This window comes from uncultured Campylobacter sp. (assembly GCF_938030785.1).
Taxonomy (GTDB): domain Bacteria; phylum Campylobacterota; class Campylobacteria; order Campylobacterales; family Campylobacteraceae; genus Campylobacter_B.
The window spans coordinates 1-11,828 of sequence record NZ_CALHIK010000054.1; the positions used below are offsets into that span (position 1 = coordinate 1).

Sequence of the window (11,828 nt, forward strand, 5' to 3'; positions counted from 1 at the left end):
AATTTAAAATTTTACCCGAAACGGTATCGCTTCTTTTCAGTTAATAAAATTTTATATACAGCGCTTTGAAATACTGCGTGCAGAGTCTTTGTGGGCCTTGTGCCGCATCTTGATTTTGTTAAATTTGCTTTGGCGTTTCAACCGCGCTTATTTGCCGTTTATAAAATCCCTGATATTTTGCGCGATCATTTTTATCAGCCGTTTGCGAGCCTCGATGCTTGCCCATGCGATGTGGGGCGTGATGATGACGTTGCGGCGATTTTTCACGCGCAGCAGCGGATGATCCGTCCTCATCGGCTCTGTTTGAAGCACGTCAAGCGCCGCGCGCAAGCCTCGCTCGTCCACGGCGCGAGCCAGCGCGTCCTCGTCCACGATGCCGCCGCGGCCGAAATTCATCAAGATCGCCCCCTCTTTCATCTTCGCAAGCTCCGCTTCGCCGATCAATCCCGCCGTTTTTTCATTTAGCGGAGCGTGGATCGAGATAATGTCGCATGCCCTCAAAAGCGCGTCCAGGCTCACTCTAGCAAACTCGCCGTTATCGTTCGCGCCGCTAGTGGAGTAGTATCTCACGTTCGCGCCGAACGCGGCGGCGATGCGGGCGACCTTTTCGCCGATCTGTCCAAGTCCGATGACGCCGAATTCTTTGCCGTAAATTTCGCTGATCGGCGCGTCAATGTGGGTAAAAATTTCGCTCTCGCACCATTTGCCGCTGCTGCCGTAATCTGCGTAGTATCCGAGCGCGTTGGCTAGCGCGAACAGCGACGTGAATGTCTGCTGCACGACGCTGTTCGTCGAATAGCCGGCCACGTTTTTTACCGCGATGCCGCGAGCCTGCGCGGCCTGCATGTCGATATTATTCGTGCCCGTGGCACTGACGCAGATCAGCTTAAGCGCGGTTTGCGCCATGATCTCGTCCGTGATTAGGACTTTGTTGGTTATGACGACGTCAGCGCCCGCTAGGCGCTGCGCAGTTTGCGCGGGCTCGGTCATCTCGTAGCTTTCAAACTCGCCTAAGCTCGCGATCTCGCTAAGATCGGCATCGCTTCCCAGCGTCGCGGCATCCAAACATACGATTTTCATATTTCCCCCTTTGCGTTTTAAAATTTTAAGTCGTAGCAGTGCGGCCAAATTTAGCCGTTAAATTCCATTGCGCGATTCGGAGTGCAGCGCTTAAACGGCAAATTTTAACTCTGCAAATTTAGCTATTGCGGAAATTTCTTGCAAAATTTTATTATTGCAAAATTTACTCTCGCAAAATTTAACTATCGCGAATTCTGCCCTCGCGAAATTTAATGCTTGCAGCGCGCGGGGCGTTAAATTTTAAAATTCTAACTCGCGCCGGAGCAAGCGGTAAATTTTACTTCCGCTGAAATCCGCGTCTAAATTTAAAATTTCAATTTGTGCCGAAGCGAGAGACAAATTTAATCGCTGCTGCCGTTCGCGTTTAAATTTTAAAATTTAGCTCGCGCAAAACTTGCTCTACGCGGAATTTTAGTTCACGCGAATTTGATCTGCTCAAAATTTTATCCGCGCAGAATTTTGGTCGCGCCGCTACGTTAAATTTTACTGCCGAGCGACAAATTTGCCGCTGCTATCGAGCGATAAATTTACCGCCGCGAGAGCCTTACCGCCAAAGTTACTGCCAAAATACTCCGCTCTAAAATTCCTCAAATTTTATAAAATTCACCGCGCCGCTACTTCGCATCCTCGATGTAGTGCCCCACAAATTTTGAGAGATTATCAAGTATCTCGCCGCCCTTGCGGAAGCCCAGCGCGCAGCCCTCATAGGCGAAAAATACCCCCGCTTGGTAGCTCTGGGCGCGCTCGTCTTTATTGAGCTCGTAAAATTCCTGATACAAAAATTTCTGATTTTCGTATTCGCCGCCGTTTTCCTCTATCTTTCTGCCGTCTGCGTCGAAGATCGCCACGTTCGCCCCCTCGCGCGCCAAAAACGGCTTTTTGATCATCTTTTTGCCGATGATCGGCGAAAAGGAGCTTTGTAGCAACAGCGGGTGGTTCGGATACAGATCCCACAGGATTTTCATAATCCCTTTGCTTTGGAAAAGCAGCGTGTATGCGGGGTTTAGGATGATCGCCTTTTGATTTTGCACGATGTTTTTTAGTAGTATCGCAAGCTCGCCCTCCTCGATCGCGATCGCCTCCCAAGGGATCAGCTTGAACCAATACTCGTAGTTTTCGCCGTCAAAAAACACGCCCTCTTCGTCGTTAAATTCCACCTCGTCCACGTAGGCAAAGCGCGTCTTAAAGCCCGCATCCTCCGCGGTTTGCTGCAAAAGCTTCGTCGTCTTTTCGTCCTCGATGTTGCCCGCGACGCTGCTAAATAAAATTTTCCACCCTTCGTAAAATTTAGAAAAATCCTCAAGTTCGCCGTCAAGCACCACGAGCCGCTTGAAATTATCGCGCAGTGCGTCGTAGAGGTCGTTGAACTGGCTCGCCTCGTCCATGCCGTTTTCTTTCAGCATCGCCCACTGGATGATCGCCGTCTCAAACACCGCCGTGGGCGTGTCGGCGTTAAATTCTATCAGCTTGATCGGCTTGCCGTCCAGCCCGCCCGCGAAATCGAAGCGCCCGTATAGGTGCCAGTGCACCTCGTTTTCCCAGCTTTGTTTAATTAGATCCACGAGGTTGAAGGGGATGCCGAGCTCGTGGAAAAGGTTGTTGTCGATGACGTACTGCGCGGCTGCGACAAACATCTCGTATAGCTCGTTCGCCGCTTCGTAATACGCATCCGCCTCCGCGGCGCTCACGCGCACGATCTCGTCGCTGACGTAAGAGGTCTCGTCGGCGTCCGTGTGCCAGTAAAAGCCGAGCTTTTCGAGATATTCTTTGCTTAACGGCGTTATCTTTTTTAGTTGCATTTTTATCCTTTTTTAAAATTTTAACTCATTTGCGCCGCGATCTTTGCGGCCTTTGTTAGTTTTGATACGCATACGGCTTCGCGTAAATTTAAAGCGCGCAAGATGCACGGCAAAATTTAATCAGCGTAGATTATCGCGGCGATTGCGCGTAAATTTTAGCCGCACGAAAAGATGCTCGCGGCTAAATTTAAACGGCACGCAGACGACGCGGATCGTGCGCGGCAGAAGCGGTAAAATTTAGCCGAATTTTACAGCGCGTTTTTGCAAAATCGGCGTCAAATCAATGCTAAATTTGGCGCAAATTTTAAAATTCTACGCTCTAAATTTAACCCGCTGCGCAGAGCCGCCGTATATTTCAAAGCGCGCTTAGCCGCCGAAAAATCCGCCGCTCTTGCCGCTCTTGCTTCCGCCAAAAAACCCGCTCTTGCCGCTTCGCGCCTTGGCGTTTTGCTGCTTTGCTTGATTGAAGCTATCGACGCTTCTGGAGTAGGCGCTCGGGCTTTTGTAGGCGGTTTGGCGCTGGCTTTGATAGGCGGGGTTGTTAAACAGCTTGCCGCCGATCCACGAGCCGATGATGGCGCCCGCAGCGCTTGCCAAGATCGCCTCGCCCAGGCTCATGCCGCCGCTGCTAAGTTGCGCGTTTTGGTTGGTTAAATTTGAAGTGCCGGCGTCGATTTTGGCGTTTTCCTCGGCTAAAAGGGCTTTGGTTTCCTCATCGCTTAAAATTCTCTCCGTGCCGTCGAGCGATTTTAGGATGATCTGGGTCTTTTCGCTCGGAAATTCCTCTAAAATTTTATATTTTCCCGGCGCGATCTCTTCGAGCCGCACAAGCGCGCCCTCTTGCAAGCGGACGTTTTGCTCCTGCTCCTTGTCGTCGCAGCCTGCGAGCGAGCCTGCCATAACGAGGCCGAAGCCCCCAGCCAGCGCGTATGCCGCGATTTTGCGTAGTTTCATTTTTTTCCTTTCAATGATTTTATATCTAAGCTTTGATTTATCAAAAGCTCGTTTCCTTCGACGCGGATAAACTCGCTCTTGCCGATATTTTCGATGATTAGGCTTTGCGCTTTTGGGCGCTTTTTGCGCTTAAGCGATCTGATAAATTTAGCCAGGCTCGTCCACTCCCGCTCGTCGTAGGTTTTCTCTTTTGCCTCGACGTCGAAGGGCTTGGCCTCGCGGTTTTTAGCGGAGATGAGAGGCTTATCGAAAAACGACAAGAAATACCCCAGCTTCTCGTCGCGCTCCTTATACATCAGCTTGATCTCCTCTTTTGAGGCGATCAAAATTTCTTCCTTCTCCTTATGCAGCCTGTCTTTGTCGCTTTGCAGCGCTTCGATTTTGCCCTTTAGCTCGGCTACCTCTTTGATCAGATAGTCGATGAAGCTTTGATTTTGCGGGGCGGTTTGGGTTTTCGGAGATGCTTTGGCTTTCGTGCCGCGAGCCTCATCTGCGCTAACGGCGCCCTCTAATAAAACATAGCGCACCCCGTCTATTTCTTCGGTGCGTAAAGAATTTCTGCGGATGCGGTTGTAAACGGCTTCTTTTGAAATTCCTAAAATTTCGGCTGCTTCGCCGATCGAGACTTTTTTCATACAAAGTTGCCTTTTAGCTTTGATGCGCAATTATTGCGAAATTTGCCTAAAATAGGCATTAAACTCTTTTATTTGCGCTCTTAAGTCTGTGCGCTCGGGCTTCTTGCAAAGTAAAATTTAATTCAAAAAGGCAAAACGAAAGAATTATCTTTTACTAAAATATAGCAATTTTTGATAGAATTTTATTGCTTAATTAAGTTTATTTTTTATACACTTATACCAAGAATTTACCGCGATAAAAGGATTCTCATAATGCCCGAATCACCTAAGTATAAAAAATCCGAGATCCGCTACAAGCGCATTTTGGACGCGGCTTTGGAGCTTTTTTTGGCTAAAGGCTATGAATCGACCAGCCTAAACGACATTATTGAAAAAAGCGGCGGTTCGCTCTCGTCGGTGTATAAATATTTCGACAACAAAGAGAATCTTTTTTTAAAAATTATCGATCTGCAAACCAAAAAGCTCGACGCGCAGATGAACGAGCGTATGCGGATCAACTCGCGCCTCGCGCTTTGCGAATATCTGAGTGAATTTGCGGGGATCTATTTGGAATTTCTTTTCGCGCCCGATACGATGAAATTTTATCGACTTATTCTCTCCTGCGGTTTTAACGGCGCGCTAAGCGAAAGCCCGAAGATTTTTTTAAAAAGCGGCGTGCTGGGCTCGCCGAATGCGCTGGACGAGTATTTAGCGGCGCATACTAGCGAGTTTGCGCAGGGGCGTACGGCAAAAAGCCTGGCGCTATATTTTTGCTTTTTGCTAAGAGAGCCGCATTTTAGCCGTCTGCTATTTTTTGACGATGCTCCCGAGTTTAATGCGGACGAGCTGATAAAGGATCGCATAGATATATTTTTAAACGGCGTGAAAAAACGCGCCTAGTCGTGGAATTTTACCGCGAAATTCCACGACGGCTCCGCTTTGTCTAAATTTAAAACGCATAATTTTTAAATTTACTAAAACCTCTTATAATCGCAAAAATTTCAGATCAAAAGGATTAAAAATGGATTATGACGTCATCGTAATCGGCTTTGGCAAAGCGGGCAAAACCCTTGCTGTAAAATCCGCCGCGTTAGGCAAAAAGGTCGCTCTTATCGAGCGCTCGCCGCAGATGTACGGCGGCACCTGCATCAACGTAGGCTGCATCCCGACCAAGCGACTAATTACCGCGAGCAAGGAAGCGGGCTTCGTAAATTTCGGCGTTATGGACGAGTATTATACGCTTAGCATAAACAAAAAGGATGAGCTGATCTCGGCGCTGAGGGCGAAAAATTTAGCGATGCTAAAGGGAAGCCCAAATACCGACGTAATCGACGGCGAGGGCTCTTTTGCGAGCGCGAATTCCGTGCGCGTGCTAAGCCCTGACGGACAAACGCGTGAAATTTCAGCAGAAACGATCGTCGTAAATACGGGCTCCGTCGAGGTAGAGCCGAGCTTTGAGGTAAACTCGCAGATCGCTTATAGCAGCGAGGAAATTTTAAATTTAAAGACGCTGCCGAAACGTCTCGTGGTCATCGGCGGCGGATTTATCGGGCTTGAGTTTGCCTCGATGTTTGCGGGATTCGGCTCGAAAGTAAGCGTGCTGATGCGCTCGAAATTTATGAAAAACGAGGATGAGGACGTGGCTGTCAGCGTCAAATCCGCTCTAGAGGCTCAAGGCGTGGAGATCATCGAGGGCTGCGAGTTTTTGAGTTTAAACGACAGTGAGCTAAAATTTAACCTCGCGGGCGAGAGCGAAACTATCGCGGCGGACGCATTTTTATACGCCCTCGGTCGTCGCGCGAATACTGGCGAGCTAAATTTGGCTGCTGCGGGGGTGCAGACGGACGTGTACGGCAATATCATCACGAATGAGCATCTGCAAAGCTCGGCTGCGAGCATCTACGCGGCAGGCGACGTGCGCGGCGGCGAGATGTTTACCTACACGAGCTTAGACGATTTTAGGATCATTTTTAGCGCGCTTTTCGGAGACGGCGCGCGCACTACGAAAAACCGCGCACCGCATGCAAGCGTGCTGTTTACCCGCACGCCGCTAGCTCGCATCGGCCTTAGCGAGCGCAAAGCAAGAGCGAGCGGGCGCGAAATCAAGGTGCTGAAGCTTTCGATGGCGGCGGTGCCGGGCGCCAAGGTCGTAGCGCACGACGAGGGAATGATGAAAGCGGTCGTGGATGCGGCTAGCGGCGAAATTTTAGGCGCGGCACTTCACTGCGTAAACGCGCACGAGATCGTTAATGAGCTGGCGATCGCCATGGCGCTGGGCGCGAAGGCGGACTTTTTCAAAAACCAAATTTTTACGCATCCTAGCATTAGCGAGGCGCTGAACGATCTTTTCGGACAGTTTTGAGCCTTTAAACCTTTTGGCGTTGAAAGCTTTGATAGCAAGCGGCGCTCGGGCTTGGCGATGCCTGGGCGCCCTAGCGTAAATCGATCGCGAAATTTAATGCGTAGGGGCGGGTTAAATTTGGAGCGGGTTAATAATTTGAGCTCTTGCCGTCCGCTTCTTTCTTGGTTACCAAAGTTGGCTATAAAAAGAAATGATTGAAATAGTTAATTGATAAAATATTCGCGTTTAGGAATAGCAAGATTACAATCTATTTGGCACTCGGTAAGAGTATGCGGATAAAATTTCTTCTCGCAGTTTATACAGGCAAAAACGATTTTGTCCGTAGCTTCGTTTAACATAACTCTGTAATCGCCAGGCGACCATTGTGGGCATTCGCACGCCAAGTCCAAATCCACGCTAACTACCAAACTATCGAATATAATCGAGTTTAATTCCTCGTAGACCAGTCTTAAGCTCTTTTGATCTTTCAACGCTCTAATTTTGTTGATCAAGCGGTATTTGTCCGATTTGATAATCTTTGCGCCAAAAATATCATTCGCTTTTCCGTCGCCGTAAATCGATAGCTCGGTCGGATAATCTTTAAAATTTAACTTTAATAGCTCGTCCAAGCCGCAACCGTCGTATTCTTTCATACGAAATAAAATTTTATTTTCAATGAACCATGTCGCTATGCAATAACATACTTGCTCGGGATCAAAAGGATGTAGATTTAAAATTCTATTTTCTAACGATAAACACAAATTTCTAATTTTGGGCTGCATTATTTAATACCTTTATTTATCTCCAAATATCAAATAGGCTAAATTTTTACTCAAATTCCCATACGCAACTATCCAATATTCTCGTATGATGTTTTTTATTTGCAAGTTGTCGTTCAGAAAGCCTGCAAATATTTTAATCCTATCTTTGTCTACTGTGCCTAGCTCTTCATCCTCTTTCTCAAACGAAGCGACAATTAAATGCGACAGAGCAATCTTGTCGTGGAAATTTAATGTCTTGTCTTTTAGTAAATTTAGCATTGACGTAATTTTGCCGATATCTGCTAATTCTAGCTCCCAATCTTGCTCATTTCCCGTCGAATCTAACCCCAAAAGCTTATTTAATTTTATAGCGCTTTCTTTTCTTACGAAATAATCGGTCATTTTATTATCCTTTATAGATGTTTTTGCCGCGATACTCAGCTGACCGCGCTATCTAGCAGTTTCCTAGAATTTTGCAAAGCCCATACGAAATTTTCGAGCTCTACGCAGTCTTTTAATTCAAATCCAAAATTTAACAAACCCACCGATAGGGCGTCGCCATCTTTTATGACATGCGCTATTAGATTGCCTTTATGTTCTATACTCACTTTATTTTCATATCTTGTAAATTTAAAGATATTTTTCGAGCATCTTCCGTTTCTTTTTGAAAATTTCTCAAATTGCTCCGCAAAATTCGGTCTTTGATTCCCATCTTTTAGCCATAATCCTCCGGCATATAGCACCCATATAAGCTCGTAAAAATTGATATTATGCCGAGTTTCGGTAGCAGTAACCAAAAGCTTATTCGTTTCATGATTGATCTGTATTAAAGGCTCTCTGTCCATATGCCAAATCTCGGCTACTACTTTTTCTCTATCCGGCACGGAGGCAATTAAAAATTCAAATTCATTTTCTATCATATTAAAATCCTATTTTTTGTTTTTTACTACCTAATTTAATTTGAATGCTCCATCGTTCGAGCCTAAATCGTATTTATCCCATTCTTTTATGACATCTTGCGCCTTTTCTACTACGATATGCCAATTTGGATCCTCTATAATGGTACGATCATCGGTTTCGTCTTTGGCTTGATAATTTTTTATAGTATCTCTAAATTCTTGCAATAATTCTATAAGTTTTGGCGGGAATCCTAAACGATAAGCCGTATTTTTTACAAAATCGTCAAAATCAAAATCATCAAAAAGTGTGCACATTAGCTCTATATACGATGAAATATAGCCATCTACGTTATTCTCATTCAGCCAATACATTTTTTGCTGCTTTATGCTAGAAGCCTCCTCGATATTATCATAAATACTCTTTACGCGGAATTCTTGCCCTTTTAAATTAAGCATCTATTTTTCTCCATAAATTTTGTATTAAATTATTTTGTCTAAATCAAATTTTATTCATTTCCACTCTTAATCTCCGCAAACGTTAATTTCGCTAAAGGATTAATAAGCTTGGTGATACAATATTTATTATCGCATGTAATCACGCTTTGGCGCTCATCTACTTTCATTGCGTTGGAGCAATTCGGGCACATTACATAGCCTTCGCCCAAATCAACGCCAATCGGAAAATTTAACCCTCTCTGCTCTTTCAAAAATCTAAAAAATTCCTCTTTTGAAATTTTGATATTAGAAAATAATCGAAAAATTTCTTCTGCCTTTTGCCTTATCTCGCCTTCTTTAAAAAATACGTTAGGAGCCTTTTTAAAATCTTCATCAAACTCAGAAAATCTACCCGTCATCATATCCAATTCTTTTAATGCCTGCTCTTCCGCTTTATTGGTTGCGCAATATTGCGATTCCAAATCATACATCTTATAAAATTCATCGCAAAACAGCTCTATATCGCACCAATCGTATATGAATCCAGCTATTAAATAATACAATTCTTCATTTTGCTGCATATTTCACCTCATTTTAAATTTCATCGCTATTTTTATTATTTATGTCTTTTATAATTTCATGCAATAGCTCGTTTTCGGCGGCATTTTTCTCATCCAATATTGATACGCCCATAGTTGTTGGAGTTATCTTAGATAAAAATAGATTTGCAAGCTCTGTTTTTTCATCGATTCCGTATGACGATGTAACTATATCCAATAAATCGTGCCGCTCTATAAAACTATCAAAGATATCTTCTAATTGCGACGCTTTCTCTGTGTAGAAGAATATCCACTTGACGCCTATAAGAAAATCCGTTGTGATATTACTAAAGATATCTATCTTATCCATAAAGTGCGATCCGATAAGAAAATATATGTCTAAGCCGCTTTTGGACAAAGAGCCAAGCTCGTAAATAGAACCGATATTTTTATAATTTATCATTTTATGCACTCCTCTATAATAAGGCGCTTTTTTCGTGTTAAACAGCCTTTACTGGACGCCATACATCGATATCTTCATTCAAAATTTTTATAAAAATTTCTTTATCGGTCGCGCTTGCCATATTAAACCTTTCTGCCCGGTTATCTAAAATTCTTTCTGCCTAGCCACAATTTAAGATATTTTAATACGGGTCTTAAATAATCATTAGTAGCGTTGGCTTTAAAGGTGCTTACGTCCGATTCTATCAAATACCAGCTATATCCGTCATCCTTTAAAATATTCATTTTGCGATGTTTGGCCTCAGTGTTTGCGTCAGATATCTCTATATCCAGCACTTTATTTGCAATATTCATCTGTACCGATAGGTTAGGGCTTAGATCATATATGAAGCGGTTAAGATCCTTGATGATATGGGTATTATATACGTCATCGATCATCTCGGCTCTTCTCTTCCTAAAAATTTCCTCCTCTATCGGATCTCCGTCAATAAGCTTTCCATAATGATCCGCGTCTGCTATGAGCTCTTCGTAAGATGCGGTAAAACATCCAAAAAATCCCCTATGCATCCCAAATTTCCAATTTGTAGGCACCGTCTCATCGATTACTTGAAAATATTTGCTATTAAATCGATTGTAATCTATATCATCTAAAAACGGTAATATGCAATAATAAACCTGTCCCTCTTCATATTGGATACCATGAACAAAATAGGTTCTGTTTAATCCCAGATACTCATGCCTATCTTCTTTTATACATTTTACAAGCATTTTTAATCATCCTTAAATTTGAAATCATCTACGGCCTCTATGATAGGCGGTTCTTTTTTATCGCCTATTATACTATTTCTAACAAGTTCTGTAAAAAATTCTTTGTTTTTGGATTTGTTGATTGCCTCTTTTATAGCATTAAAGGATAATTTTAAATTATTTAAATTGCCGTCTATAATGCAAAAGCCGTTTTTCTCACACAATGATATTATGCCCCTTAATACGGCTTCATACTCGGATCTAAAATCGATACGAAACGTAACGGACTCTATTATATTATTAGTATCAAAAAATACCTCTAGGCGGTTGCCGTTTTCGCTTCCGTATAGATCCATTTCGCTAAACCAAGATTTTTCGGGCTTTAATAGGTGCGAAATTTCAGAAAATACCTCTTTTTTGATCTTTGCTTTTTTCCAATACTTATCGTCTTCAAAGAGCTTTATATTGCCATATTGCTGGTCGTATTGCAGATCATATGTATCGCTTTTAGGCAGAATAAAAAACTCACATTGCCAAATTGCCATATCTTCCTTCCTTAAATATTTTCATTATAAAATTTTAAAAGTAATACACATAGCAGCCTCGATCATCATATATATCAAATAAAATCGAAAATTTCTCTTTATTGTTTGCGGCTAATTGAACTCTGATATTCAAAGATGGCTCTTTTGCCAGCTCAAAATTAAAATGGTGCAGCAGTATGGACCTCAAAAAATTTGGATCAAACGCTTTTTCTTTTATAAAGATAACGCCCGCTCTGGCGCCGTTTTTATAGGGCTTAGCTTTTGTGTATCGCCCCTTCATATTTTTAAGAAGATACTCCTCTATTTTCTCATCTCTTTCCCAAAAAAGAATTTTATAAACTACGCTATCTAGGCGGCTTGCTTTTGAAATTAGAAACATAATTAATCTAATTTTAGCCTCGACATCGATATTTTCAAAATCTATTCTCGATCTGGCTACGCCTCTTTTATTTCTTCTTATTTTCCTGAATTCTACGTCAAAATTACTTGGATTTATAACGTTTTTTATCATCGCCACCACCTTTTAAAAACCTTTTGTTGCGTGATATTATACGGGCTTGCTTTAAAATCCCCATCTACTTTTTCCATTTAAATTTTAATCTCTTTCGCTTTATTTTTATGAAATTTTCCAGCTGTTTATCGGTAAAATTTA

15 protein-coding genes are annotated in these 11,828 nt (G+C 43.2%); 2 read left to right on the top strand and 13 right to left on the bottom strand.

The window, feature by feature from the left end; translation table 11 throughout:
- Positions 1-147 precede the first annotated feature (147 nt).
- The 4 genes from Q0438_RS02900 to Q0438_RS02915 all read right to left on the bottom strand — a co-directional run bounded on the left by Q0438_RS02900 (position 148) and on the right by Q0438_RS02915 (position 4,468).
- Complete coding sequence (locus Q0438_RS02900) at positions 148-1,080, bottom strand: D-2-hydroxyacid dehydrogenase (RefSeq protein WP_299187183.1); 933 nt, start codon at positions 1,078-1,080, stop codon at positions 148-150.
- Positions 1,081-1,694: 614 nt separating this feature from the next.
- Positions 1,695-2,879, bottom strand: a complete 1,185-nt coding sequence (locus Q0438_RS02905; protein ID WP_299187195.1) for a glutathionylspermidine synthase family protein — start codon at positions 2,877-2,879, stop codon at positions 1,695-1,697.
- 366 nt (positions 2,880-3,245) lie between these two features.
- Entirely contained in the window at positions 3,246-3,833 is a 588-nt protein-coding gene (locus Q0438_RS02910) for a UPF0323 family lipoprotein (protein WP_297897014.1), read from the bottom strand.
- Entirely contained in the window at positions 3,830-4,468 is a 639-nt protein-coding gene (locus Q0438_RS02915) for a DNA-binding protein (protein ID WP_299187199.1), read from the bottom strand. Before Q0438_RS02915 ends, Q0438_RS02910 begins: the two co-directional genes overlap by 4 nt.
- Before the next feature lie 252 nt (positions 4,469-4,720).
- On the opposite strand from Q0438_RS02915, the gene Q0438_RS02920 reads away from it, so the two are divergent.
- Together Q0438_RS02920 and Q0438_RS02925 are read left to right on the top strand one after the other, a co-directional pair.
- Positions 4,721-5,347: a TetR/AcrR family transcriptional regulator gene (locus Q0438_RS02920; RefSeq protein WP_299187201.1), complete on the top strand. Its 627-nt coding sequence runs from the start codon at positions 4,721-4,723 to the stop codon at positions 5,345-5,347.
- A gap of 121 nt (positions 5,348-5,468) precedes the next feature.
- Complete coding sequence (locus Q0438_RS02925; protein WP_299187202.1) at positions 5,469-6,809, top strand: FAD-dependent oxidoreductase; 1,341 nt, start codon at positions 5,469-5,471, stop codon at positions 6,807-6,809.
- Between the two features lie 203 nt (positions 6,810-7,012).
- On the opposite strand, the gene Q0438_RS02930 is transcribed toward Q0438_RS02925, so the two are convergent.
- From Q0438_RS02930 to Q0438_RS02970, 9 genes are all read right to left on the bottom strand, one after another.
- The gene (locus Q0438_RS02930; RefSeq protein ID WP_299187203.1) at positions 7,013-7,570 is read right to left on the bottom strand and encodes a hypothetical protein; all 558 of its coding nucleotides are present in this window, start codon (positions 7,568-7,570) and stop codon (positions 7,013-7,015) included.
- 12 nt (positions 7,571-7,582) lie between these two features.
- The gene (locus tag Q0438_RS02935; protein ID WP_299187204.1) at positions 7,583-7,951 is read right to left on the bottom strand and encodes a hypothetical protein; all 369 of its coding nucleotides are present in this window, start codon (positions 7,949-7,951) and stop codon (positions 7,583-7,585) included.
- 35 nt (positions 7,952-7,986) lie between these two features.
- Positions 7,987-8,469 carry a hypothetical protein gene (locus Q0438_RS02940; RefSeq protein WP_299187205.1) on the bottom strand — a complete coding sequence of 161 codons (483 nt, stop codon included), beginning with the start codon at positions 8,467-8,469 and terminating at the stop codon, positions 7,987-7,989.
- 30 nt (positions 8,470-8,499) lie between these two features.
- Positions 8,500-8,904, bottom strand: coding sequence for a hypothetical protein (locus tag Q0438_RS02945; protein ID WP_299187206.1), 405 nt, complete (start codon positions 8,902-8,904; stop codon positions 8,500-8,502).
- A 50-nt stretch (positions 8,905-8,954) separates the two neighbouring features.
- Positions 8,955-9,464: a hypothetical protein gene (locus Q0438_RS02950; RefSeq protein WP_299187207.1), complete on the bottom strand. Its 510-nt coding sequence runs from the start codon at positions 9,462-9,464 to the stop codon at positions 8,955-8,957.
- Positions 9,465-9,477: 13 nt separating this feature from the next.
- Complete coding sequence (locus Q0438_RS02955) at positions 9,478-9,885, bottom strand: hypothetical protein (RefSeq protein ID WP_299187208.1); 408 nt, start codon at positions 9,883-9,885, stop codon at positions 9,478-9,480.
- A gap of 140 nt (positions 9,886-10,025) precedes the next feature.
- Positions 10,026-10,652: a hypothetical protein gene (locus Q0438_RS02960; RefSeq protein WP_299187209.1), complete on the bottom strand. Its 627-nt coding sequence runs from the start codon at positions 10,650-10,652 to the stop codon at positions 10,026-10,028.
- A gap of 2 nt (positions 10,653-10,654) precedes the next feature.
- On the bottom strand, positions 10,655-11,176 hold the full coding sequence (locus Q0438_RS02965; RefSeq protein WP_299187211.1) for a hypothetical protein: 522 nt from the start codon (positions 11,174-11,176) through the stop codon (positions 10,655-10,657).
- Between the two features lie 34 nt (positions 11,177-11,210).
- Positions 11,211-11,687 carry a hypothetical protein gene (locus Q0438_RS02970; protein ID WP_299187213.1) on the bottom strand — a complete coding sequence of 159 codons (477 nt, stop codon included), beginning with the start codon at positions 11,685-11,687 and terminating at the stop codon, positions 11,211-11,213.
- Positions 11,688-11,828 lie beyond the last annotated feature (141 nt).

Bases quoted from the DNA above. Each gene is read 5' to 3' on its own strand.
- Q0438_RS02940 (WP_299187205.1), bottom strand. From the start codon at position 8,469: ATGATAGAAAATGAATTTGAATTTTTAATTGCCTCCGTGCCGGATAGA.
- Q0438_RS02935 (WP_299187204.1), bottom strand. From the start codon at position 7,951: ATGACCGATTATTTCGTAAGAAAAGAAAGCGCTATAAAATTAAATAAG.
- Q0438_RS02950 (WP_299187207.1), bottom strand. From the start codon at position 9,464: ATGCAGCAAAATGAAGAATTGTATTATTTAATAGCTGGATTCATATAC.
- Q0438_RS02955 (WP_299187208.1), bottom strand. From the start codon at position 9,885: ATGATAAATTATAAAAATATCGGTTCTATTTACGAGCTTGGCTCTTTG.
- Q0438_RS02915 (WP_299187199.1), bottom strand. From the start codon at position 4,468: ATGAAAAAAGTCTCGATCGGCGAAGCAGCCGAAATTTTAGGAATTTCA.
- Q0438_RS02930 (WP_299187203.1), bottom strand. From the start codon at position 7,570: ATGCAGCCCAAAATTAGAAATTTGTGTTTATCGTTAGAAAATAGAATT.
- Q0438_RS02945 (WP_299187206.1), bottom strand. From the start codon at position 8,904: ATGCTTAATTTAAAAGGGCAAGAATTCCGCGTAAAGAGTATTTATGAT.
- Q0438_RS02900 (WP_299187183.1), bottom strand. From the start codon at position 1,080: ATGAAAATCGTATGTTTGGATGCCGCGACGCTGGGAAGCGATGCCGAT.
- Q0438_RS02920 (WP_299187201.1), top strand. From the start codon at position 4,721: ATGCCCGAATCACCTAAGTATAAAAAATCCGAGATCCGCTACAAGCGC.
- Q0438_RS02965 (WP_299187211.1), bottom strand. From the start codon at position 11,176: ATGGCAATTTGGCAATGTGAGTTTTTTATTCTGCCTAAAAGCGATACA.
- Q0438_RS02960 (WP_299187209.1), bottom strand. From the start codon at position 10,652: ATGCTTGTAAAATGTATAAAAGAAGATAGGCATGAGTATCTGGGATTA.
- Q0438_RS02905 (WP_299187195.1), bottom strand. From the start codon at position 2,879: ATGCAACTAAAAAAGATAACGCCGTTAAGCAAAGAATATCTCGAAAAG.
- Q0438_RS02925 (WP_299187202.1), top strand. From the start codon at position 5,469: ATGGATTATGACGTCATCGTAATCGGCTTTGGCAAAGCGGGCAAAACC.
- Q0438_RS02970 (WP_299187213.1), bottom strand. From the start codon at position 11,687: ATGATAAAAAACGTTATAAATCCAAGTAATTTTGACGTAGAATTCAGG.
- Q0438_RS02910 (WP_297897014.1), bottom strand. From the start codon at position 3,833: ATGAAACTACGCAAAATCGCGGCATACGCGCTGGCTGGGGGCTTCGGC.